Consider the following 22,695-nt stretch of genomic DNA (forward strand, 5'->3'; position numbering starts at 1 on the left):
ATTTATTCATTTTTGAGTACATCCTCATCACAAAAAGGAGCCAGACAACAAAGATGATGCCTACGACTATGGAGTATATATAGATAAGTTCCATTACTTTTTGTACTTTAAATAGTTCATAAAACCTAAAATGGTCGGTGCCCAAAAGGCGATAAAGATGCCTTCAAGTTTATCCCCTTGCAAGAAGTGGTATTCAGAAACAATTATTATGGATAATACGACAAGGAGCATGATGCAATTCATGATCCCTATTCTTTCAATAAAATCTTTAATCATTTTTACAATCATACTGCATTGGAATATATGAAAATACCTCGAACAAATAACAAAGAAATTAGGTTTTTATTAACATCTACAAACTCCCCCTGTTATGTTACAAATATAACCGAAATTCATCGTTATTCTTTTATCTAAAGCTATTGATATTTATTATGATTCTATTTTCTCCATTTATGATATAAATACGCCATACTATTTACCGTATACCATACCTTTGATGCACTATTTTAAGGAGCACCATAGATTGGGCACTTGTTTCGAATCTAAGGTATGGAAGGAAAGTGCGAAAAAAAATTCAACCTATCCTTTCCGGTTGAATTTTTTCAATTGAAGTTCTAGAAATCATCCTTATTTTTTTGACCAAATGTATTCCATCCCATTATGGAATATAAAGGGCAAAAGCCTACCAGGCTGGTAAGGGCAAAAACACCAATTACTGCCAATAAAACATAGGACAAAATACCATCTACCACATTATAGTAGATTAAAAGGCCCATGGCCAAGGCCAACAAAAAACGTATTGACCTATCCACAGCACCCATATTTGTTTTCATGATCTTGAGCTTTATCCGTTCAGGAATTGAACCAGCAAAATTATAAAATTGGCAAGGCTTATCGTTGCTATTATAAGTAAAGTCCCCATGACAAATTTTCCGAGATAAATAGTTTTCATATCATTTCTCTTATAATGTTCTTGAGATAAATATACCTTGACAAAGGAACTTAAAACATGACCTAAATCAGAAAGCCCATAAATTTTTAAAAAATGATATTGAAGATCCTAGGTCTATCCATAAAAAAACCCCACCGATAGGTGAGGTCTTTGACTGTGTTTGTATGGTATTAGAGGGTGGTAGGACATACATAATCCGTTACCGGTACACCGGCTTCTTTAAGAGCGCCAAAACCACCTGCAATGTCTATGAGGTTGTGTATACCTCTACTTTTAAGGATGGATGCTGCAATTACAGAACGGTAACCTCCCGCACAATGCACATAAAATGTTTCTTCTTTTGGAAATTCGGCCATATGATCGTTAAGGAAATCCAATGGTGTGTTATTGGCATCCACAACGTGTTCAGATTGGTATTCACTTTCCTTGCGAACGTCGAATACCGGGCCATGTGTTTTAGCTTCAGACTTCTTAAATTCTTCAGCGGGGATGGAGGTAATGGTATCATATTCCTTCCCAGCCTTTTTCCAAGCTTCAAAACCACCCTTTAAATACCCTGTGGTTCCATCAAACCCTACTCGGGACAGTCTCGTAACCGCCTCCTCTTCCCTACCTTCAGGGGTAATCAGCAAAATGGGCTGTTTTACATCGGCTATCAGGGCTCCCACCCAAGGGGCGAATCCTCCATCGAGACCAATAAAAATGGACTGTGGTATATGACCCTTCACAAATTCGTTCTGGTGCCGCACGTCAAGCACAATAGCAGCAGTTTCGTTGGCGGCCTCTTCAAATTCATCGGGAGAAAGGGCTATGGTTCCCCTTTCTATGACCTCTGAAATATCATCATATCCTTCCCTGTTCATCTTTACATTTAAGGGGAAGTATTTTGGCGGTGGCAAGAGTCCGTCCGTGACCTCTTTTATAAACTCTTCTTTGGTCATATCTGCCCTAAGGGCATAATTCATATTCTTCTGGTTCCCTAGGGTATCCACAGTCTCCTTCATCATATTCTTACCACAGGCAGAGCCTGCACCGTGTGCCGGGTATACAATCACATCGTCGGCCAAGGGCATAATTTTATTCCGTAAGCTATCAAACAATAGCCCCGCAAGATCTTCTTGGGTCATACTAGCCGCTTTTTGCGCCAGATCCGGCCTTCCCACATCTCCCAGGAAGAGGGTGTCCCCTGAAAATATCGCATGGTCCTTTCCTTTTTCGTCCCTCAACAAATAAGTTGTACTTTCCATGGTATGCCCCGGGGTATGCAATACTTTAATGGTAATATCCCCAAGTTTAAATTCCTGTCCGTCTTTGGCAATAATGGCATCGAAAGACGGATTGGCATTGGGACCAAAAACAATTGGCGCACCTGTTTCCTTGGATAGGGTAACGTGGCCACTCACAAAATCGGCATGAAAATGGGTTTCCAAAATATATTTTATCTCTGCCTTATCGGCCTTTGCCCTTTTTAAATAGGGTTCCACCTCACGTAACGGATCAATAATGGCAACCTCGCCCTTACTTTCTATATAATAGGCTCCTTGTGCCAAACAACCTGTATAAATTTGTTCTATTTTCATCATCAAATCTCTTTAGTTATACGTTACTCCCACTCCTTAGGGGGGAGTATTATTTCTATTCTTAATCGCTTTATTCTTCTACAAATTTAGCAATTACCATTCATGCACACAGTAACATTAGTTACCTATATTCCTGTTTTGCTGAGCAACCTTCTCCCTTATGGCCGAAGCTGAAGAAGGATTGTCAAAATATGCAACCGCTTCTACTATTCTCACAAATAAGAATTCCTTTTGCAGTTCATTAATTATTCCACTTCTGAATATAATATCACGTGTAGGACCTATTGCCCCTGCTATATAAAACTGTATACCTCTTTGATGGATTTCTTCAATAACCTTTATCAACATATTCGTTGCGGTAGAATCAATATAATTAATCGCCTCTGCATTCAACACCACTCCTTTAAGGGCAGGACCCTTAGCATTGATAAATTTAAAGAGTTGACTCTTGAAAAAATTTGCATTACCAAAGTACAGCTGAGCATCGAACCGAACAATCAAAAGGTCCTCCCTAACGATAACGTCCTTTTCAAAACGGTAGATATTTCTATAATAATCAGAGTCCTTTATATTGCCCAAAACGGCAAAATGTGGATGTGAGGTCCGGTATACCATCAAAAGCAAAGAAGCTAAAACCCCAATCAATATCCCTTCCTTAATTCCAATGAACAAGGTTCCCAAAAAGGTGATCATTAGAACCAGAAACTCATCTTTATTATATTTCCACAAACTCTTCGGATAAGGTATATCTATGAGTCCAAAGACCGATACCATAATAATGGAAGCCAGTGCAGCGTTGGGTAGATAATAGAACAATGGGGTTAAAAAGAATAAGGTAATCACCACCATAACAACACTAAATAAAGAGGCTACGGTTGTTTTAGTACCCGCCTCCCCGCTTATGGCCGATCTGGAAAAACTAGCGGTTATAGGATAGGATTGGAAAAATGATCCGAACATATTAGACGCCCCTAGAGCCACCAGTTCCTGATTGGCATCTATAGTTTCCTTTTTGTTTTTTTCTTCCAATGCCTTTCCAATGGATATTGCTTCCAAATAGCCAACCAGGGCCAAGGTTAAGGCTATTGGCCATATACTCACAATATTTTCAATACTGAAAGATGGGACTTGAAAGGCAGGGAGACCTGTAGGGATATCACCAACCACCTTTACGCCAAAGGCCTCAAGTCTTAAAAAATAAACGGCCAGGATTCCCAATACCACCACTATTAAAATGGAAGGAATTCTTCTGTTCCATTTTTTCAAAAGGACTATGAGTAAGATACCTGTTATACCTATTATCAAATCAAATAAGTTGGTATCACCGAGATTATCAATAGAATTCAGGACCAACTGATGAAATTTATTGCTTCCTGGAATATTTGCCCCCAAGAGATGTTTCAGCTGACTGAACATTATAATTATGGCAGCGCCGGAGGTAAATCCATTGATAACAGGTTTTGATAAAAAATTCACCAAAAATCCCATTTTCATAACCCCTAAAAGAAGTTGAATGGCCCCCACCATAAAAGCAAGGAAAATAGCCATGGCAATATAATCCTCAGAATTGGTAATGGCCAAAGCTCCCAAACCTGCGGCCACTAAAATAGAATCCATGGCCACGGGCCCCACGGCCATTTGTCTGGAAGTACCTAAAAAAGCATAGATCAAGACTGGGACCAATGAGGCATACAGCCCATATACAGGTGGCAAACCTACAACCATAGCATAAGCCATCCCCTGAGGAATAAGTATAATACCAACGGTAAGTCCGGCCACCAGGTCACTTAAAAAGTAGTTCTTTTGATAGTTGGGCAACCAATCCAGAAAAGGGAAAAATTTACGCATGGGTCAAAATTAACATTTTTAGGATAGGCCTAAAGTAACATTTGCTACATTAGTTTTTTTTTAATATCAGTCAGTGGCAATTCCAAAATATATCCATTCTACAATATTATCATATGGGTTACTCTGGGAGTGTATTTCTCCAGGGGCTATGGTGATACAATCCCCCACCCCCAAAATGACCTTTTCGTGTTCCACCACAAATGCTGCCCGTCCCTTAATAATATAAAAAACCTCGTACATGGTAGGATGGCTATGGGTCTCCACAAACTGTCCCGGTTTAAAAACGGCAGAACTGAAATTCATAAGTTGTGGGATGGTTCCTTTTTCCAAAAGCACCTTTTTCCTAATCTCCACATTATGGCTAACCCCTACCTCAGCAACTTCTTTTGAACGGACAATTTTCATAAAACTAATCCTCTGGAATTAGGGTTACGGTACACACCTTGGACTCCTTCCCCAATTCCTGAAACCCAGTTGCCAATCGCTGTTGGGTTACCGCATAGGGATAAAAGGTGATGGGCTCTATGCATACCATATTGGGCACTTCTGTCCATAACATAAAGCTCCCGAACCCTTGGGTTGTAATGGTGAGTTTTTTTTTGTCTTCTAAGGTAATGGAGGTACAGTCTTTCACCTCCAGAGCCCTGCTTCCAACGTCCAAAACCTCGTTCAGGGTAATCTTCCTTGCCCCAGTATCAATGACAGGAGCCAAGTTATGCAGATAAAAGGCCGGGTGGTAACCCAGCATGTAGGGCATCCCTTCCTCTCCCGAAATGGTGAAGGCAATTTCCAATGTAGTCCCTTTCAGTTCATAGCTTTTTTCAAACCTAAAATCATAGGGCCAGGTCAAAAATGCCGCACTGGACTTTTCAGGAAATTTGGAATTCTTTATCTCCGTGCCCGAGCTGTATTTTTTGAGATAGACCACCTTGGTTGCGGTTTGGGAAACCAATTCATAAGCCAGCTCCCGCAAAAGCCCATGTTGGTCCTGTACAGCCATTCCATTTGGGGTTTCAACCATAAAATCGGCCTCACTGGTAGGTCCGATGATAGGAAACATTTCCGTATCGGAATTACGCCAACCCGGATTCCCTTTTTGATGGATGTACTCATGGCGGCCAACCTTGAAACTTACCAGTTCCCCGGCATCTATGTGAACCTTACATCGGGCAGAGATTAATTTTTCCATTGTTTATTGATTGATAAGTCTGTAAATTAAAATGGCAGTACGCTTGGTGAGGTCTTCAATGGTATTGAGGTTAATAGTCTCCTGAGGCGTATGCGCCCCTGTACCCATGGCACCCAGACCATCCAAACAATCCACGTATTCGGCTACAAAGGAAATATCTGCCGCCCCCCTTTTTCCAGGGTCATAACCCAATACTTCCCCATACCCTAGATCCACACTCACCTGGCTCAGTTCCTCCAACAATCGTTGGTTGCCTGGTGTTGGACCCATGGCCGGATAGCTGTCCGTAAAACTGATGGTGGCAGAAGTCTGTGGCAGGTTTTTGGCTATAATGGCCCTCATTTTTTCCCTGGCATTTTCCTTTTGTTCTTCCGAGATAAAACGAAGTCCTCCATGAACCACCGCCGATTGTGCTACCACATTGGTTTTTCCAAAGGCGGTGCCCTTGCTGGTCATATCGTCATAGGTCACAAAAGTGCCACCCAACAACGTTCCCGGATTAAAGGTTAAAAACTCTTCGCCCTTTACCTCGTTATAAAATTCATTGAGGATGCGCGACATTTCAAAAATAGCACCCGCTCCCGTATTATCACTAAAAATCCCTGAGGAATGTGCCCTTTTTCCGGTCACTTCTACCTTCCAGCCAGAAGATCCCCTTCTGGCCACGGTGGCATAGTTAAAACCTGTGGACGTTTCAAAATTTAGGGCAACATCACTCCGTTTTGCGGCTTCTATCAAATCTTTTCTACTGACCTCCAAGGGCTTACCAGTACTTTCCTCATCCCCGGTAAAAGCCACAATAATCTGGGCATTGGTAAGAAGACCGTTATCATGCAGGGCCTTTAGGGCGTACAAAAGAATAACATCCCCGCCTTTCATATCATTCCCTCCCGGTGCATGGGCAACGCTATCGTTTACCATTTCAAAGGTCTGAAACGGACTGTCTTCTTCAAAGACGGTGTCCAGATGTCCAATAAGGAACAGTTTTTTTCCTTTTTTGCCTGAAGTTTCTGCAAACAGATGTCCTCCCCTATTCATTTCCTGGGGCATTTCTATCCAATTTGTCTTAAAATTGATCTGATCAAAGGCATCCTTGAAAACCATGCCCACCTCTTTTACCCCTTTGGCATTTAAGGTACCGCTATTGATATTCACCACCTTTTCCAGAAAACCTATGGCTTCTGTGTTGTTGGCTTCTATGCTCTTTACAATTTTCTTCTCGGTTCTGGAAAGTTTTTGGGCAAGCACAACAGTGCTGCATATGGTACATAGCAGAAAGCTTAAAGCGTACTTTAATTTCATGGGAAAGGTTATTAGGGTTTATACCCTACTAATCTATAAAACCTTTTTCTCGCATCCAATCCTCATTGAACATTTTACCTACATATCGGCTACCGTGATCATGGAAAAGAACTACAACCACATCGTCCTTGGTGAAATGTTCCTTTAATTGAAGAAGGCCTTTTACTGCGGCACCTGCCGAATTCCCTAAGAACATGGCTTCTTCCTTTGCCAATCTGGCGGTGTATACGGCGGCATCCTTATCGGTAACCTTGGTAAATCCGTCTATGACGCCAAAATTCACATTCTTTGGTAGGATATCTTCTCCAATACCTTCTGTGATATATGGATATATTTCGTTTTTGTCAAAAATTCCTGTCTCGTGGTATTTTTTAAATACGGAGCCATAGGTATCTATTCCCCAAACCTTCACCTTGGGGTTCTTCATTTTCAGATAGGATCCTACTCCGGAGATGGTTCCCCCGGTACCAACCCCTACTACAAAATGGGTAACCTTCCCGTCTGTCTGTTCCCAAATTTCAGGTCCCGTACTCAGAAAGTGCGCCTTGCAATTGGATGGATTGTCATATTGGTTCACATACCAAGAATTAGGAATCTCGGTGGCCAATCTTTTGGCAGTGGAATAATAACTTCTTGGATCTTCTGGTGCAACATCGGTTGGACAAACATGAACCTCACTGCCCATGGCCTTTAGAATATCCACCTTTTCCTTGGACTGCTTGTCGCTGATCACACAGATCATTTTATACCCTTTTACCACTGCTGCCAGGGCCAAGCCCATTCCAGTATTCCCAGAAGTCCCCTCAATGATGGTACTTCCCGGTTTTAGGATGCCTGCTTCCTCTGCATCGGTAATCATCTGCAGGGCCATACGGTCCTTTACAGAGTTACCCGGGTTAAAGGTCTCATATTTAGCGAGTACCAAACAAGGTAGTTCTGCCGTTAGTTTGTTCAATTTTACCAAGGGGGTGTTCCCAATGGTTCCCAATATGTTTTCTGCGTATTCCATAGTTACTGCAAAGATACAATTTTACTAATTTTTGTGTTACTATTCACCCACTTCTCTCAGCCCGAAAATTGGATTTTCTTAGTCCGTTGATTTTCAGGAAGGCCAGTCTTTGTTCCATCTCAAAAACTAGGAATTTCAAGGTTGATTTGGCAAGTAGTGAATCTAATGAGAAACTAATTCCTACTCAAACTTAATCGCCTTCACCGGGGATATTTTGGTGATGATATAAGAAGGGATCAGAAGCATCAAAAGGCAGAGGAACAAAACCCCAATATTGAGGGTAAGTACCGTGACCACATCCAGATGTACAGGGATATACTCTATATAGTATTCCTGCGGATTGGGAAATTTGAACATACGGTATTTCTCCTGTGCCATTAGTAGTCCCAAGCCCAGTAGATTTCCCCAAAAGAGGCCAACCCCAATTAAATAGGTGGCATTGTACAAAAACACCTTTCTAATGCTCCAGTTGCTGGAGCCCAAAGCTTTTAGGATCCCAATCATTTGGGTACGTTCCAAAATAAGCACCAAAAGGGCAGTGATCATATTGATGCCCCCCACAATGACCATTATCCCAATGATGAGCGCGATATTAAAATCGAAGAGCCCTATCCATTCAAAGATCTTGTAGTATTTGTCCTTTATATTTTGGGTATCCAGATTAGAGAGGGTTTTCCCATAAATCTCTTTGGTCTTCTGATCAATATCATCAAAATTATGGAGGAGCACCTCAAAATTTCCCGCTTGGTTACTCTCCCATTTGTTCATCCGTTGAATGTGGCGCAGATCTATAAAAATATAGTTGCTATCAAATTCCTCAAAACCGCTGTCATAAACACCCACGATTTTAAATTTCCTTTGGTTGGGAATTTGGGAAGGGTCGTCATCCTTGAGGAAAAAGGTAAAAAAAGAATCCCCTGTTTTGAGCTGCAATCTGGTGGCGAGAATTTGTGAAATAAGCACCTCATCGTTTAATTCCCCAGTATAGTTGGGCAAGGTCCCAGTGACCAAATAATCCTTGAACGCCTTCCAATCGTAATCTTTGCCGACACCTTTGGCAATTATTCCCTCAAAGGTATCCTCAGTCCGGATGATTCCGCCCTTACTGGCTACGGCCTGCACATGGCTAATACCATCAATGTCCTTAAATTCCGGGTAAAATTCTTGTTCCAGGGATACGGGCACCACCGATACATCGGAGGTATTGTTATCGTAGTTGTAAATTTGGATATGCCCGTTAAAAGCGGCCACTTTTTCTCGAATTTTATGCTTGAGGCCTACGCCCGTGGCAATGGCAATCAGCATCATGATTACCCCCAATGCAATAGCTACAATCGCTATTTTTATAATTGGTGCGGAAATACTACTTTTATGCTCTTTGCCCTTGATAAGTCGCTTGGCAATAAAAAATTCTAAATTCAATCTATGGGGTTTTTATCCATTTTCAAAAGTACATTTTTATTGTGGGTTTTGATACTTTCTTCTTGTGGAAACAAAATGACATCCCACAAAAATTCAAACGATAACATTACCGCCCAAGTCCCGGAGCCTGTATTGGCTTCTGTGGTAGTGGCTGCCAATAGCACTGCGGAATATCTCCCTTTGCTCAAGAATAAAAAGGTGGCTGTTGTGGCCAATCAGACCAGTGTCATTTTCAAAAAGCAAGGCCATACCCATTTGGTGGATTCCCTTTTGGCCCTTCAGATCGATGTAAAAAAGGTTTTTGCCCCCGAACACGGTTTCCGTGGGGAGGCAGATGCTGGGGAAGCGGTTAAAGACGGATTGGATACCAAAACCGGGCTACCCCTGATATCCCTCTACGGAAAAAATAAAAAACCATCTGATGAACAACTGCAGGGTTTGGAAGTGGTCCTTTTTGACATACAGGATGTGGGAGTTCGTTTCTATACCTATATCGCTACCCTACAATTGGTGATGGAAGCTTGTGCCAAGAACAATATCCCCGTGATTATTTTGGATAGACCCAATCCCAATGCCAATTATGTGGACGGCCCTACCATGGAGGCCAAGCACACCAGCTTTTTGGGGATGACCACTATCCCATTGGTGTATGGGATGACTATTGGTGAATACGCCCAAATGCTCAATGGTGAAAATTGGTTGGATGGCAAGAAGAAGGCCGACATCACCGTAATCCCCTTAAAAAACTACACCCATAATACCCAGTACCACCTGCCGATACGGCCTTCCCCCAATCTGCCGAATGACAAGAGCATCAATCTGTATCCAAGTCTAGGCCTTTTTGAAGGGACCAACGTCAATGCAGGGCGGGGCACAGAATTTCAATTTCAACGCTATGGGGCTTCTTTTATGAACCCTTCGGCCTATGATTTCAGCTATGTGCCCAAGCCCAATTTTGGATCCAAATATCCCAAGGAAGAAGGTAAGACCTGCTACGGCAAGGACCTTACCAATAGCCCACAACTACAACGGGTCACCCTGGCCTGGTTAATAGATGCGTATAACAATACCACCGATAAGAGTAAGTTTTTCTTGACAGATTCCTTTACCAAGCATTCGGGAACAGAGAAACTACAGCAGCAGATTGAGGCCGGACTTTCCGAAGAGGCCATCAAAAAAACATGGCAGGCCGACTTGGATGCCTTTAGAAAGATTCGGATAAAATATTTGATGTACGACTAGGGAATTTATTGCTCCGCATTTACGGCAGAAGTATCCACTGCCCTATTTCGCTTTTTCTGGAAAGGAATCCCCAACAGCTTGCCTATACTGGCATTGTCCGCTGCATTGGGATGGGTATCTACCCCATAGACGATCTCCTCATTGGGCAGTTTGGTGAAGGTGCCCAGAAGTCGGTCCCAAATAGAAAAGATATTCCCATAGTTGGAATCTGTATACGGCAATACATAATGATGGTGCACCTTGTGCATATCCGGGGAAACAATAACGTAGCTCAGCAGATCATCCACTCTTTTTGGCAGGGTGATATTCGCATGGTTAAACTGTGACAAGACAACGGAAAGGGACTGGTACAGCATTACAATGCCTATGGGCGCCCCAACAACCAACACCCCAAGACAGGTGAACAGAAAACGGATCACGCTCTCTCCCGGATGGTGCCTATTGGCGGTTGTAGTATCTACCTCATGGTCGGTATGGTGGATCAGGTGAAATCCCCAGAGTACTTTGACCTTATGCTGCACCCAATGTGCAAACCAAGCGCCAATAAAATCCAACAATAAGACCCCTAGGAAAATCTTGCCCCATAACGGAATACCACCCACCCAGTTTAGGATTCCAAAATTATGGGTCACGGTCCAATCGCTGGTCTTTAGAAGAATAAAGGCGAGGGCAAAATTGACCACAATGGTAGTGAGGGTAAAAAAGATATTGAGGGCTCCATGCTTGAACTTCTTGTATTTGAACTTAAACAAGGGCACGGCGTATTCCAAAAGCCAAAAGAAAGTAATCCCCGATACCAGGATAATACTCCTATGAGAAGAGGGAATGGTTTCAAAATAACTGATAATGGATTCCATACCTGCAAGATAATGAACCTGCCCAATATTTCAAATGTGGATTAGGATGTGACCTTATTTTAATTTCACCCGTCGCTTCATTTCCTCAACAATATTAAAGGCAGCGGGGCAAATGGCAACATTCTTTAGGGTCAGGTTACTGATCTGTTGGAACTTCTTACGGTCCGTATGGGGAAACTCTCTGCAGGCTTTTGGGCGCACATCATAGATCATACAGTAGTTCTCGGCATCCAAAAAGGTACAGGGCACGCTCTGAAGCACATAGTCGTTCTCCTCATCCACCCTGAGGTAGGTATCAATGAATTTCTGGGGTTTTAGGCGCAGGTGTTTGGCAATTCGCTCCACATCGGCAGTAGTGAACAAAGGTCCTGTGGTCTTACAGCAATTGGCGCAGGTAAGACAATCGGTGCGCTGGAATTCTTCCTCATGGAGCTCCTGCATCACATAATCCAGATCTTTGGGCGGCTTCTTCTTTAATTTGGCAAAGAATTTCTTGTTTTCAGCGTGCTTTTCCTTTGCTAATTTGGGGAGGTTGCCTAATACTTCGTCCATGGGGCAATAAACTTTTTAAAGTGGACCAAAATTCCCACATTTGCATGGAAAATACAAATTTAAATGGAGAAGGACATTTTTGGGAACGCTATCCTGGATTACCAATTGGGCAGGTATACGGAGGATATCATAACATACTCCTCCCTGGATGAGGAAGATATTATTCCCGTACCCTACTTCTTCCGCACCTATAAGGCAATGCCCTCTTTGGAGCAAAAAGCCTTAAAACTGTGCAAGGGAAGTATATTGGATATTGGTTGCGGGGCCGGGAGCCACAGCCTTTACCTGCAGAAAAAGGGCTTTGATGTCACTGCGCTGGACAATTCGCCTGGAGCCATAGAGGCCTGCAAACTGCGAGGAATAGAAAAAGTAGTGGAGTCTGACCTGTATGAATTCAAGGGCCAAAAATTTGATACCCTTCTGATGCTCATGAACGGGATTGGCATTGTGGGCGAGCTTAAAAATCTGGATACATTCTTTACGCATATCAAGACATTGTTGAAACCTGGGGGACAGCTATTGTTAGATTCCAGTGATATTATCTATATGTTCGAAGAGGACGAAGATGGCGGGTACTGGCTGCCTGATACGGGAAATTATTACGGGGAGGTGACCTTTACCATGGCATATAAAAAGAAGAAGACCGATGAATTTCCGTGGCTTTATATAGATTACAATACGTTGCAACGTGCAGCACAGAGTTCAAATTTTAACTGTGAGCTTGTAAGCGAGGGAGAACATTACGACTATTTAGCTAAGCTTACCCTAGATCCACAATAGAACCCTTTTGGCTTCGTTATCGTAAGTAAGGTAAGTGAACTAAAAATTAAAGATTTTTGATGCTATGAAATTGAAATATGTATTCCTAATACTTACAGCCTTTTTAACCGTTTATAGTTGCTCCAAAGATTCAAGTGATGTTGGTTCTGAAACGGAACAAACGGTTGTTGTGAACAAAACCCCCAATCTGCAGGGTACCGGGGATTCTGCAAATGACCTTTTGTCCAACAACACCTTTACCAAGTTATTGGTAGAGATAGGGTATGTGGAAGGCTTTAGGCCTACGGCCCGCACGGAAGCTGATGTGATTGAGTTTTTAAAGGAAATAACCTTTAAAGATGATGTGCAAATTATTTACAAACAATTAGAATCTACCGGCAAGACCTCCCTGACCCTTCAGGAAATTGCAGATGAGGAAAAAGAGCAAAGGACCGCTTACAATACCGATGATACCATAGCCGTATATATTTATTTTGCCGATGCTGCTGCCGATACCGATGACCCCAACAGCAATTCGGCTACTTTGGGAGCGGTATACCGCAACACCTCCATGGTAATCTATGAGAGCACGGTGCGCAAACTGGCAAACTCCAGTGTGTTGATCTCTTTGGCCACGGCAGAGACTGCGACCATGCACCATGAGTTTGGGCATCTGTTCGGACTGGTGAATTTAGGGACTTCTATGGTGAACCCACATGAATCCCAATCGGAAAATTCCGAAGGTGTAGTGGAAGGCGACAGCCACTGTGATATAGACGGATGTTTAATGAATGCACAGCTTGAATTTGGCTCTGGAATGAGAAAGATGTTAGTTGCCAAAAATGGGGCTGTCCCGGAACTGGATGCGGAATGCATGCTGGACCTGCAGGCTAACGGTGGCCGTTAGATCTTGCCTCTTGCGTCTTGCGTCTTGACTCTCGTCTCTTGAATCTCTCGTCTTACAATGAGACTAAAATAAAAAAGCTCCTTTTGATGGTTCAGAAGGAGCTTTTTTATTAGGGAATATTCAAATATTTATGAGTTTGTAAGGAGACCTTCCATTTGGGGTTCTTCATCACATAATCTACAATTAGGGGCACCATTTTATCCCGGACGCTCCATTCCGGTTGCAGGTAGAGAATACAGTTGCCGTTTACTTTGGCCGCCTGTTCCTCGGCAAAGATAAAATCGTGCTTGTTAAAGATGATCATTTTCAGCTCATGGGCCTTGTCATAGATGATCCCTTCCGGCAGTTTGTTCTTTTTTGGCGAGAGACAGATCCAGTCCCATTGGCCGGTAAGCGGATAGGCTCCGGAAGTTTCTATATGCACCTGCAGGTTTTTGTCCTTTAGGGCAGTGGTAAGCGGGTTCATTTCCCACGTAAGGGGCTCGCCCCCGGTTACTACAATGGTATCCGAATATTTGGCGGCATTGTCCACTATGGCAGAGATATGCGTTGGTGGATGCGTTTCTGCATTCCAGCTTTCCTTAACATCACACCAATGGCAGCCCACATCGCAACCCCCTACCCTAATAAAATAGGCGGCGGTACCCTTGTGGAACCCTTCTCCCTGTATGGTATAGAATTCCTCCATTAAAGGGAGCATTTCCCCTTTGTCCACCAGCGCTAAAACTTCATTTTTTACCATGGCGCAAAGATACGATAACCCATTAAATATTTAGGCATGGGCAGGAGCAGATAAAATGAGTGTAAAAAATTGTTTCAAATAGATTATTTTCTTAATAATTTATGTAGATTTAAGCACAGAATATTCTCTATAAGATGATTTGGTGGCAGACTGCAATTAGAGAGAATTTTTTTTCGGAGTTGAAGTGAACCGGTCTGCTTTAGTAATACGTTACCCGTAATTTATGAAAAACATCCTGTTAGTATCTATACTCTTTTTAACCATAAACTGTAATTCTCAAAATCAAAAGACAACTGGAACAATAAACGTTTTGTTCATTGGAAACAGTTTAACCTATTACCACAATATGCCACAATCAGTTCAAAAAATGTTGAATGAAACTCATCCTAACATTAAAATTGAACAAAGTACATTTCCTGGAATGTCCTTGTCTGCTCACTTGGATAATATAATTGAATCGAGGACAGAGCATGGAATAAGCACTCGAAAAAAAGTTGAAGGAGAAATTACGGAGACGGAAAAAAAGATTGCGGAAAAAAAATGGGATGTTGTTATATTACAAGAGGGAACAGTTGGATTCTTGATCCCGGAAGCAAGAGAGTATAAAGTTGAAACTGCCATTTCCGAAATAAAAAAATTGATTACCAATCCAAATTGCAAATTTATTTTATTCGAGACCTGGCCTTCAAAAAAAGAATATCCCAAAGAATATTGCTATTCGAAATGGGGAATTAATCGTTCATTGGAAAAAGATCAATACTGTTCCCCTGTTATTGAAAACGTTGCACAAGAAATGGAATTGATAAATGAATCGTATGATGTAGTTGCGCAAAAAAATAGCTTGTTACTATCTGACAATGGAACTAAATTCTACGAAGTTTTGACAAAACATCCCGAAATTGAACTTTATGAAGATGATAGTCATCCGAATAAATATGGAGCTTTTTTAAACGCCAGTATTTTTTACCAAATGCTTACCGACAGAAAAGCGTCTGAATTAAAATATAATGGTGAAATTGAACCTAAAACAGCTGAATTACTTAAGAAGATTTCGGAGTAAAAACTACGGGTAACAAGGCATATAAAACATTGCAATAAAAAAAATTTAGGAAGGGTTGTACTTAATTGCAAGACCACTAAATTTTTAAAAAATAGTAAAAACAAAACTGAAAAAACCGGCTCTGTGTTTCTCCGAAAAGTTAGCGCCCATAAATACGCCACTTGTCATATAAAAACCGTCAGCCCTAATTAAAAAAGCACTCAATGAATAGAAAAATCTTTTTATTGTTATTTCTAAGTAGCCTACTTACTAATGCTTATTCTCAAAACGAAGGTTGCACTTGTATGACTGATTTAACATTCTTGGATAGTAAAATAAGAAAAACGCCTGCCTACAAAGTCAACAAAAAGGCATATAACACTTCATACTCAAAATTTCTGAAGGAAGCTGTTTCAATAAATTCAATCTTCGATTGTCATTCTTTACTCAATGAATTACTAATTTCCTTAAACGATAATCACAGTAGAGTTTACAGCAGTGAGCTGGGAGCCACAGATGAAGTCATTGCAAATCCCAAGAAGTTCAAGGAGTTTAAAAAATCTGAGCTTTTTAATGCCTATCCTAAACCAAATATTGACCTGGACAGCTTAAAAACAGTCTTGAATACTAAATCAATAATGGATATAGAGGGGATTTACAAAAAAGAAAACTATATGACTATAGGTGTTGTCAGAAATGAGATTAAGAATAATTACAAAGCCATTATTCTCGGTTCTGAATCTGATGTTTGGCAAGTGGGAGAAATTATGTACACGTTAATACCATTTGGAAATGATTACCTATTGAACATTGGTGGAAGCTTATATTCCAAACGATTAATTGCATATACAGAAAGGATAGAAAATGGCTTCTTCTATTTTATGGGCTTTCAAAAAGATATTACAAAAACAAATTATTCTTCAAAAATGCCATCAGAAAGTACCTATTACCGCGAAGAGCTTTCGGATGAAATCACATACCTAAAAATAGGAAGTTTTAGTTCATGGAACCCGACACTATCAGACGCAGAAAAATTTTATAAAACCCTTGAAGGAAATTTAAATAAGAGCAACTTAATTATTGACCTGCGAAATAATGGAGGTGGTGGTGACCGAAATTCTGATATTCTATATAAATTATTAAAAGAATACTCTAAAAAAGACAAGATTTATGTTTTGATTAATCACAGAACTGCAAGTAACGCTGAGCAATTTACACAGAAGTTAAGTAGGCTAGAAAACTGCCAAATATTTGGATCTAGAACTAATGGCTCACTTGCATATGAAATAAAAAATAGTAATTACACTTTGCCTTGTGGCAACTTTATTGCGGTTCTTACTTCGAAAAAACATGCGGGTTACCTTGAATTTGAATCTCGAGGTATTGAACCAGATGTAACATTTAATTTGAACAGTGATTGGATAATGCAACTAAATAACTATATCAAAAAATAACTGGAGCTAACAACAGCTCTAGTTCGTTACGACTAATTGATACTCGCGTGCCATTCCGTATCAAAACTAGAGCTAAGACCGTTAGGACATGATTATGAAGAACATTTTTATTATAATATTCATTCTACCATTATTTACTCTATCTCAAGAAAAGGAAACGAGTAATATGGGAGGAGAGAACATACCATTGAGAATAGCATTTCAGGAAATTAAAATGTCTGAATTGGACATCACGCCTAAGAATGGATTCATCACTATTCGCAGGCTTTTATCCGAAAATGGAGAATTTTCTGAGATGAAATCCTTTCAAATAGACGAGAATTATAACAATACCGAATTCAATAATGGAACACTTATTAAAAAATTAGAACGTATAACATTAGGGCTAAAAAAATGGAAAAGAGATAGGGATTACGAGAACTTTAGTCTAATTCGAATTAAAATAAAAAACGGAAAAATTGAGGAAATTTTTTAAATATATAGCGGTTTTTATAGTTCTACTGCTCATAGTTTCTGCAATTGGAGGGACTATTTGGTGGAATTTTAAAAGTGATAGAGAAAAATCAGATTTCTTTATTGAATTAATGGATTATGAAAGCGCTATTGCATATGACCCTACCAATAGTTACGCATGGATGGAGCGTTCTGTGGACTTTAATAAATCTGGGGATTTTCATCAAGGTTTTAAATATTTGGACAAGGCAGTCGAATTAAAGCCAGAATTACATTTAGGCTATCGTGGATGGATAAGACTGAGAAAACTAAGGGATTTTGAGAAAGCATTAGCGGACTTTGAACTGCTTGATAATATGACCCCTAATGCAGTTGATGCCCCATGGGGCGAAGACATTGACTTTTTACGAGGGGAATGTTATTTTGGAAATAAAGACTATGACAAAGCAATTGAATATTTCAACCGTTCCATAAAAAACCAAAAAGAAGATTGGGCAGATGTTCAAACCTTTGTTTATTTGGGCATTTGTGAATTTAAACTGAACAATTTCGAAAAAGCAATCCTCGAATTTAAAAGAGCTTTAGCACAATCAGAATTTGTATGTGAAGCCCATTTCGGTATGGCAAAAGCATACGATAAATTAGGTGAAGTCAATCTTGCCAAAGAACATATCTTAAAGGCAGAGAAAAACATAATCTACAAACGGGACGATTTTTATAATGAATATTTAAATGAGATCTATTTATCCGAAATATTGGATTTTAAAAACTATCTGGAGAATTAACTGTATGCGACACGTCCCCAACGCGAGCCCCCGCTAGCGCGAGCGTCACGCTCGTGTCTAAGTAGAATTCTAAGATTCATTTAAAAACCGATTTAAACTATCAATATGGAATTATCAATTTTCACCAAAACATATAAACAAAGTTTAATTTATTTGACTTTAATAATATCCGCTTTTGTCCTAATCCGTTTATATGGAGATTTTGAGAAATATCCATATATATTCCTTATTGGAATTCCACTTCTCATTGTAGAGGTGTCTGGAGTGGTTAGCTTAATTAAATTGATCAGGAATAGACATAAAGAAAAAGATTACCGATATGTCATTGCCTTTGTGATCAATGGCTTGATAACATTGCTATTAGTGTTTACCATATTCATTTTCATAAAAACAGTCCCAAGGATATTCTGAAACCCCCTCTAGCCTCCGCTAGCGCGAGCGTCACGCTCGTGCCCGTAACAGTTAAGAATCAAAATACCCAATAATCCCCCGCTAGCGCGAGCGTCACGCTCGTGCCCGGAACAGTTAGTAAACAAAATATTCAATAAACAAATTGAGCAGAAAATACAAATTCCATAACCCAACCGCAGCCTACTTTGTAAGTTTTGCAACCGTGTATTGGATAGATGTATTTACACGGCAACCTTATTTTTCAATATTGGAACGGGCCTCCGCTAGCGCAAGCGTCAAGCTCGTGCCCTCAACTTTAAGAAACGAAATGATCAACAAACAAGCTGAACAAAAATTTCAAATATCATACCACCCCGCTAGCGCGAGCGTCACGTTCGTGCCCAGAACAGTAAGAAACGAAATGATTTATAAATCAAGATGAGCAGAAAATACAAATTCCATAACCCGACCGCAGCCTACTTTGTAAGCTTTGCAACCGTGTATTGGATAGATGTATTTACAAGGCAACCTTATTTTTCGATATTGGAACGGGCCATAGAACATTGCCGAAAAGAAAAAGGCATGGAGGTCTTCGCATATTGTTTTATGCCCAGTCATGTACATTTAATCTTTAGATCAAACCAAGGGAATCCATCTGGTCTGTTAAGGGATTTTAAGGGCTTTACCGCGAAAAAGTTGATAAACGAAATTGAAGAAAATCCTCAAGAGAGTAGAAAGGAATGGCTATTGTGGATGATGGAAAGGGCAGGTAAAAAGAAAAGTAATGTATCAAAAAGACAGTTTTGGCAGCAGCACAATAAACCTATAGAACTGTGGAGCGATAATGTAATAAAACAGAAAATAGATTACATCCACTATAATCCGGTAGAACAAGGCTTTGTTACGGACCCTGTAGAATGGAAATATAGCAGTGCCAGAAATTTTGTTGATGACCATACCATATTGAAAATTGACAATGACGGTATAGACTTGGGATTTCTATGAAACCTCATAAGAGACAAAGAATTGAAAAATAGGGCTGAGTGCACGAGCGAGACGCTCGCGCTAGCATACAAAAAAATCAAAGCAAGTCTTAGAGCACGAGCGAGACGCTCGCGCTAGCAGAGGAGACGCTCGCGCTAGCAGAGGATCACAGAGGGCACGAGCGAGACGCTCGCGCTAGCATACAAAGAACTGAAAGCAAGTCATAGGGCAGGAACGAGACGCTCGTGCTAGCAGATGATCTGAGAATTTTTAAAGTGGTGCATGGAACTCTTTCAACTTATCTTTACCTTGTATGCTGTTCTATAAAAGTACGGTGACAACTAAACCTTTATTTACTTCTTTAAAAAATGATGAAAAAAGTATTTCTAAGTATGCTATTTCTTGCCTTTCAATTCAGTTTTTGTCAATCAGAATCTGGGTCGGACCAATTTTGGAACACATTAAAATCGTATTGCGGGCAATCTTTTGAAGGGGAAATAACCGCGGGAGCTTCGGCCGACGATCCTTTTATGGGCAAAAAATTAATAATGCATGTAAAAAGCTGTGAAGAAAACCGTATCCGAATTCCCTTCTTTGTCGGAGAAGATAGATCACGTACCTGGGTTTTAACTTCACAAGACAATATAATAACCCTAAAACACGACCATCGACATGAAGATGGAACTCCGGATAAAGTGACCCAATACGGCGGCTCCTCAACCAACACGGGATTATCCGCTATACAGTTCTTTCCTGCCGATCAAGAAACGTGTGATATGATTCCAAATGCATCCACAAATGTTTGGTGGATTACTGTTGATGATAAGTCGTTTACGTATAATCTGAGACGACTTGGTACTGAAAGAGTTTTTACGGTGAGTTTTGATACCACCAATCCTATTGAAACGCCTGCAGCGCCTTGGGGTTGGAAAGAATGACAGAAGTAGGTGGCTGTATAAACTGGTAATAAACCTATAAATGCTGCCGCAATTTATAGGAATAAAAAAAGTGTTGGGCTGTAAATGAATATGGATTTCAACCCACCCGCTTGACGAAGATTTCGAACGTGTAAGTTGTGAATTTTTATAGTGGCACTATATCAGAAATCCACGTGGTGTAAACGCTAGCAAAAGTAGAAAAAATCTATGCGAATAGCTATTGCCATATTAATTGGAGTACATGGAATTATTCATTTATTCGGATTTTTCAAAGCATTCGGCATATCTGAATTTAATGCAATTTCTCAACCAATTTCGAAACCTTATGGAATATTCTGGTTCTTGACATTTTTACTTTTTGCTTTTACCGTATTTTTAATTCTTGCTCATTCAGATTATTGGTTCTTAAGCAGTTATTTGGCTTTAACTATTTCTCAGGTTTTAATTTTTAACTCCTGGTCTGATTCAAAATTTGGCACTATAGTGAATGTCATTATTCTTATGGCGACAATTATTGGGTATTCTAGTTTCAACTTTAAGAATAAAATCAAAGAAGAAAGAAGATCACTATTTGAAAATTCACATGTGTCAATCCATAAAAAGGTTTTAGAAGAGTCCATTATAGATTTACCACCAATTACTCAGAAATGGCTAATCCATAGTGGAATAATCGGCAAGGAATTGATTACTAACGTATTTTTAGTTCAAGAACTACAACTAAAAATGAAACCAGACCAAACAAATTGGAACTGTGGTGCGGCCCAGCAATATTTTACTACGCAACCGCCAGCGTTTAATTGGAACATTAATACTGAAATGAACCCATTATTAAGTATTGTTGGCCGAGATAAGTTTGAAAACGGTAAAGGTGAAATGATCATTAAGCTTTTGTCACTTATTCCAGTTGCAAATGCAAAAAATGATAACAAGGTAAACCAAGCAACTTTACAGCGTTATTTGGCGGAAATCGTATGGTTCCCTACCATGTCTCTGAGTCCTTATATAAAATGGGAAGCTATAGACGAACATTCAGCTAGAGCAACAATGGAATATAAAGGAACTACAGGTTCAGGGGTATTCTATTTTGACAAAATCGGAAATTTTGAAAAATTTGTGGCAATGCGTTATGAAGATTCTAAAGCAATCAAACCTACTGAATGGACTGTAACTGCAACAAAAACTGAGGAACGGAATGGGATCAAAATTCCTGTCGAGTGCAAAGCAAGTTGGAAATTGAAGGATGGTGAATGGACTTGGCTAAAATTAAAAATAACGAACATACAATACAACGTGAAGGAAATGCCAGTGGCCGATAATGCGCTTCTATCTCAAGTTTCAAAATAGTGTCATAAAAGAACAAGAACTAGTGGCCCAAAAATTAAAAACGATTATGGAAAAATATTTTAAACTGAACAATAATGTCAAAATCCCATCCATAGGTTTTGGGACCTGGCAAACACCCGAGGGGGAAACTGCAATAAATTCCATAAAAATTGCAGTACAAACGGGTTATAGACATATAGATGCTGCTGCCATTTATGGGAATGAAAAAAGTATTGGTGTTAGTATAAAAGAATGTGGTCTTGAACGAAAAGAGCTTTTTGTAACAAGCAAAGTATGGAACACTGAACGTGGGTATGAAACCACCTTGAAGGCTTTTGAAAAGACACTAAAAGATTTGCAGTTAGACTATCTTGATCTTTATCTTATCCATTGGCCTGCCTCTGCCCATCAATTCAACAATTGGCGAGAGATTAATGCAGATACTTGGAAAGCCATGGAAAAACTTTACACCGAAGGAAAGATCCGGGCCCTTGGCCTCAGCAATTTTATGGAACATCATCTTGAGGCTTTACTGGACAATGCAAATATTAAACCTTCGGTCAATCAGATAGAATATCATCCGGGATGTATGCAAGATGCTTGTGTGAACTACTGCAACGAAAATAACATCCTGGTAGAAGGGTGGAGCCCCCTTGGAAGAGGTAAGGTATTGGAGCATAAAATGTTGAAAGAAATTGCTTTTAAATATAATAAATCCGTGGCTCAGGTGTGTATTCGTTGGGCACTGCAAAACAAGGTGCTCCCGTTGCCAAAATCTACCACCCCTCATCGCATAAAGGAAAACTTTGATGTTTTTGATTTTGAAATTTCAGCATCCAATATGAAAGCCATCAATCAATTGGACAATTTTGGAAGTTCTGGGTTACATCCAGACACCATTGATTTTTAACATTTTATCTTTCGACCAAAAAAACTGTTAGCAGGCTTTCATGGAGAACATTTATGTC

23 protein-coding genes and 1 pseudogene are annotated in these 22,695 nt (G+C 40.2%); 12 read left to right on the forward strand and 12 right to left on the reverse strand.

The genetic code is table 11. From position 1 onward, the window contains the following. Positions 1-93: 93 nt before the first annotated feature. From SB49_RS08295 to SB49_RS08335, 9 genes are all read right to left on the reverse strand, one after another. A complete protein-coding gene (locus SB49_RS08295; protein WP_062059023.1) occupies positions 94-276 on the reverse strand; it encodes a hypothetical protein in 183 nt (60 codons plus the stop codon). A gap of 338 nt (positions 277-614) precedes the next feature. Then, the gene (locus tag SB49_RS08300; RefSeq protein ID WP_062055593.1) at positions 615-833 is read right to left on the reverse strand and encodes a YgaP family membrane protein; all 219 of its coding nucleotides are present in this window, start codon (positions 831-833) and stop codon (positions 615-617) included. 289 nt (positions 834-1,122) lie between these two features. After that, a complete protein-coding gene (locus tag SB49_RS08305) occupies positions 1,123-2,532 on the reverse strand; it encodes an MBL fold metallo-hydrolase (RefSeq protein ID WP_062055594.1) in 1,410 nt (469 codons plus the stop codon). Positions 2,533-2,649: 117 nt separating this feature from the next. Further along, positions 2,650-4,380, reverse strand: a complete 1,731-nt coding sequence (locus SB49_RS08310) for a SulP family inorganic anion transporter (protein WP_062055596.1) — start codon at positions 4,378-4,380, stop codon at positions 2,650-2,652. A gap of 66 nt (positions 4,381-4,446) precedes the next feature. Then, on the reverse strand, positions 4,447-4,785 hold the full coding sequence (locus SB49_RS08315; protein ID WP_062055598.1) for a cupin domain-containing protein: 339 nt from the start codon (positions 4,783-4,785) through the stop codon (positions 4,447-4,449). Between the two features lie 4 nt (positions 4,786-4,789). Then, positions 4,790-5,569 carry an aldose 1-epimerase gene (locus SB49_RS08320; RefSeq protein ID WP_062055600.1) on the reverse strand — a complete coding sequence of 260 codons (780 nt, stop codon included), beginning with the start codon at positions 5,567-5,569 and terminating at the stop codon, positions 4,790-4,792. A gap of 3 nt (positions 5,570-5,572) precedes the next feature. After that, a complete protein-coding gene (locus SB49_RS08325; protein WP_062055602.1) occupies positions 5,573-6,871 on the reverse strand; it encodes a M20/M25/M40 family metallo-hydrolase in 1,299 nt (432 codons plus the stop codon). A 28-nt stretch (positions 6,872-6,899) separates the two neighbouring features. Further along, positions 6,900-7,880, reverse strand: a complete 981-nt coding sequence (locus tag SB49_RS08330) for a PLP-dependent cysteine synthase family protein (protein WP_062055604.1) — start codon at positions 7,878-7,880, stop codon at positions 6,900-6,902. Positions 7,881-8,060: 180 nt separating this feature from the next. Continuing rightward, entirely contained in the window at positions 8,061-9,302 is a 1,242-nt protein-coding gene (locus SB49_RS08335; RefSeq protein ID WP_062055606.1) for an ABC transporter permease, read from the reverse strand. 75 nt (positions 9,303-9,377) lie between these two features. Here SB49_RS08335 and SB49_RS08340 point away from each other — a divergent pair, with 75 nt between their 5' ends. Beyond that, positions 9,378-10,544 (forward strand): exo-beta-N-acetylmuramidase NamZ family protein, encoded by a 1,167-nt coding sequence (locus SB49_RS08340; protein WP_442983459.1) that lies wholly within the window; start codon positions 9,378-9,380, stop codon positions 10,542-10,544. 5 nt (positions 10,545-10,549) lie between these two features. Here SB49_RS08340 and SB49_RS08345 read toward each other — a convergent pair whose 3' ends face one another. Both SB49_RS08345 and SB49_RS08350 read right to left on the reverse strand, forming a co-directional pair. Then, positions 10,550-11,401: a sterol desaturase family protein gene (locus tag SB49_RS08345; protein ID WP_062055609.1), complete on the reverse strand. Its 852-nt coding sequence runs from the start codon at positions 11,399-11,401 to the stop codon at positions 10,550-10,552. Between the two features lie 54 nt (positions 11,402-11,455). Further along, on the reverse strand, positions 11,456-11,953 hold the full coding sequence (locus tag SB49_RS08350; protein WP_062055611.1) for a YkgJ family cysteine cluster protein: 498 nt from the start codon (positions 11,951-11,953) through the stop codon (positions 11,456-11,458). 63 nt (positions 11,954-12,016) lie between these two features. Here SB49_RS08350 and SB49_RS08355 point away from each other — a divergent pair, with 63 nt between their 5' ends. Further along, a complete protein-coding gene (locus tag SB49_RS08355) occupies positions 12,017-12,733 on the forward strand; it encodes a class I SAM-dependent methyltransferase (protein ID WP_062055613.1) in 717 nt (238 codons plus the stop codon). A gap of 64 nt (positions 12,734-12,797) precedes the next feature. Continuing rightward, the gene (locus tag SB49_RS08360) at positions 12,798-13,619 is read left to right on the forward strand and encodes a hypothetical protein (protein WP_062055615.1); all 822 of its coding nucleotides are present in this window, start codon (positions 12,798-12,800) and stop codon (positions 13,617-13,619) included. A 109-nt stretch (positions 13,620-13,728) separates the two neighbouring features. On the opposite strand, the gene SB49_RS08365 is transcribed toward SB49_RS08360, so the two are convergent. Beyond that, positions 13,729-14,361 (reverse strand): 7-carboxy-7-deazaguanine synthase QueE, encoded by a 633-nt coding sequence (locus SB49_RS08365; protein ID WP_062055617.1) that lies wholly within the window; start codon positions 14,359-14,361, stop codon positions 13,729-13,731. Between the two features lie 223 nt (positions 14,362-14,584). Between SB49_RS08365 and SB49_RS08370 the strand changes: the two genes are divergently transcribed. The 9 genes and pseudogenes from SB49_RS08370 (at position 14,585) to SB49_RS08410 (ending at position 22,637) form a co-directional block, all read left to right on the forward strand. Further along, positions 14,585-15,421 (forward strand): DUF4886 domain-containing protein, encoded by an 837-nt coding sequence (locus SB49_RS08370; RefSeq protein WP_062055619.1) that lies wholly within the window; start codon positions 14,585-14,587, stop codon positions 15,419-15,421. 203 nt (positions 15,422-15,624) lie between these two features. Continuing rightward, on the forward strand, positions 15,625-16,854 hold the full coding sequence (locus tag SB49_RS08375) for a S41 family peptidase (protein ID WP_082591095.1): 1,230 nt from the start codon (positions 15,625-15,627) through the stop codon (positions 16,852-16,854). 94 nt (positions 16,855-16,948) lie between these two features. Beyond that, positions 16,949-17,329 (forward strand): hypothetical protein, encoded by a 381-nt coding sequence (locus SB49_RS08380; RefSeq protein WP_145758371.1) that lies wholly within the window; start codon positions 16,949-16,951, stop codon positions 17,327-17,329. Beyond that, positions 17,313-18,092: a tetratricopeptide repeat protein gene (locus SB49_RS08385; protein WP_062055623.1), complete on the forward strand. Its 780-nt coding sequence runs from the start codon at positions 17,313-17,315 to the stop codon at positions 18,090-18,092. Before SB49_RS08380 ends, SB49_RS08385 begins: the two co-directional genes overlap by 17 nt. Before the next feature lie 553 nt (positions 18,093-18,645). Then, positions 18,646-18,753: pseudogene (locus SB49_RS16195) on the forward strand (transposase); the annotation flags it as partial. A gap of 167 nt (positions 18,754-18,920) precedes the next feature. Next, positions 18,921-19,487 (forward strand): REP-associated tyrosine transposase, encoded by a 567-nt coding sequence (locus SB49_RS08395; RefSeq protein WP_062055627.1) that lies wholly within the window; start codon positions 18,921-18,923, stop codon positions 19,485-19,487. 347 nt (positions 19,488-19,834) lie between these two features. Next, entirely contained in the window at positions 19,835-20,404 is a 570-nt protein-coding gene (locus SB49_RS08400) for a hypothetical protein (protein ID WP_062055629.1), read from the forward strand. Between the two features lie 207 nt (positions 20,405-20,611). Then, complete coding sequence (locus SB49_RS08405) at positions 20,612-21,748, forward strand: DUF6920 family protein (RefSeq protein WP_062055631.1); 1,137 nt, start codon at positions 20,612-20,614, stop codon at positions 21,746-21,748. A gap of 46 nt (positions 21,749-21,794) precedes the next feature. Beyond that, the gene (locus tag SB49_RS08410) at positions 21,795-22,637 is read left to right on the forward strand and encodes an aldo/keto reductase (protein WP_062059026.1); all 843 of its coding nucleotides are present in this window, start codon (positions 21,795-21,797) and stop codon (positions 22,635-22,637) included. Positions 22,638-22,695: the final 58 nt, after the last annotated feature.

The sequence above is a fragment of the Sediminicola sp. YIK13 genome, from assembly GCF_001430825.1.
GTDB lineage: Bacteria > Bacteroidota > Bacteroidia > Flavobacteriales > Flavobacteriaceae > Sediminicola.

Excerpts from the sequence above, each read along its gene's own strand:
- SB49_RS08295 (WP_062059023.1), bottom strand. The coding sequence starts at position 276 with ATGATTAAAGATTTTATTGAAAGAATAGGGATCATGAATTGCATCATG.
- SB49_RS08300 (WP_062055593.1), bottom strand. The coding sequence starts at position 833 with ATGAAAACAAATATGGGTGCTGTGGATAGGTCAATACGTTTTTTGTTG.
- SB49_RS08305 (WP_062055594.1), bottom strand. The coding sequence starts at position 2,532 with ATGAAAATAGAACAAATTTATACAGGTTGTTTGGCACAAGGAGCCTAT.
- SB49_RS08310 (WP_062055596.1), bottom strand. The coding sequence starts at position 4,380 with ATGCGTAAATTTTTCCCTTTTCTGGATTGGTTGCCCAACTATCAAAAG.
- SB49_RS08315 (WP_062055598.1), bottom strand. The coding sequence starts at position 4,785 with ATGAAAATTGTCCGTTCAAAAGAAGTTGCTGAGGTAGGGGTTAGCCAT.
- SB49_RS08320 (WP_062055600.1), bottom strand. The coding sequence starts at position 5,569 with ATGGAAAAATTAATCTCTGCCCGATGTAAGGTTCACATAGATGCCGGG.
- SB49_RS08325 (WP_062055602.1), bottom strand. The coding sequence starts at position 6,871 with ATGAAATTAAAGTACGCTTTAAGCTTTCTGCTATGTACCATATGCAGC.
- SB49_RS08330 (WP_062055604.1), bottom strand. The coding sequence starts at position 7,880 with ATGGAATACGCAGAAAACATATTGGGAACCATTGGGAACACCCCCTTG.
- SB49_RS08340 (WP_442983459.1), top strand. The coding sequence starts at position 9,378 with ATGACATCCCACAAAAATTCAAACGATAACATTACCGCCCAAGTCCCG.
- SB49_RS08345 (WP_062055609.1), bottom strand. The coding sequence starts at position 11,401 with ATGGAATCCATTATCAGTTATTTTGAAACCATTCCCTCTTCTCATAGG.
- SB49_RS08350 (WP_062055611.1), bottom strand. The coding sequence starts at position 11,953 with ATGGACGAAGTATTAGGCAACCTCCCCAAATTAGCAAAGGAAAAGCAC.
- SB49_RS08355 (WP_062055613.1), top strand. The coding sequence starts at position 12,017 with ATGGAGAAGGACATTTTTGGGAACGCTATCCTGGATTACCAATTGGGC.
- SB49_RS08360 (WP_062055615.1), top strand. The coding sequence starts at position 12,798 with ATGAAATTGAAATATGTATTCCTAATACTTACAGCCTTTTTAACCGTT.
- SB49_RS08365 (WP_062055617.1), bottom strand. The coding sequence starts at position 14,361 with ATGGTAAAAAATGAAGTTTTAGCGCTGGTGGACAAAGGGGAAATGCTC.
- SB49_RS08370 (WP_062055619.1), top strand. The coding sequence starts at position 14,585 with ATGAAAAACATCCTGTTAGTATCTATACTCTTTTTAACCATAAACTGT.
- SB49_RS08375 (WP_082591095.1), top strand. The coding sequence starts at position 15,625 with ATGAATAGAAAAATCTTTTTATTGTTATTTCTAAGTAGCCTACTTACT.
- SB49_RS08380 (WP_145758371.1), top strand. The coding sequence starts at position 16,949 with ATGAAGAACATTTTTATTATAATATTCATTCTACCATTATTTACTCTA.
- SB49_RS08395 (WP_062055627.1), top strand. The coding sequence starts at position 18,921 with ATGAGCAGAAAATACAAATTCCATAACCCGACCGCAGCCTACTTTGTA.
- SB49_RS08400 (WP_062055629.1), top strand. The coding sequence starts at position 19,835 with ATGATGAAAAAAGTATTTCTAAGTATGCTATTTCTTGCCTTTCAATTC.
- SB49_RS08405 (WP_062055631.1), top strand. The coding sequence starts at position 20,612 with ATGCGAATAGCTATTGCCATATTAATTGGAGTACATGGAATTATTCAT.
- SB49_RS08410 (WP_062059026.1), top strand. The coding sequence starts at position 21,795 with ATGGAAAAATATTTTAAACTGAACAATAATGTCAAAATCCCATCCATA.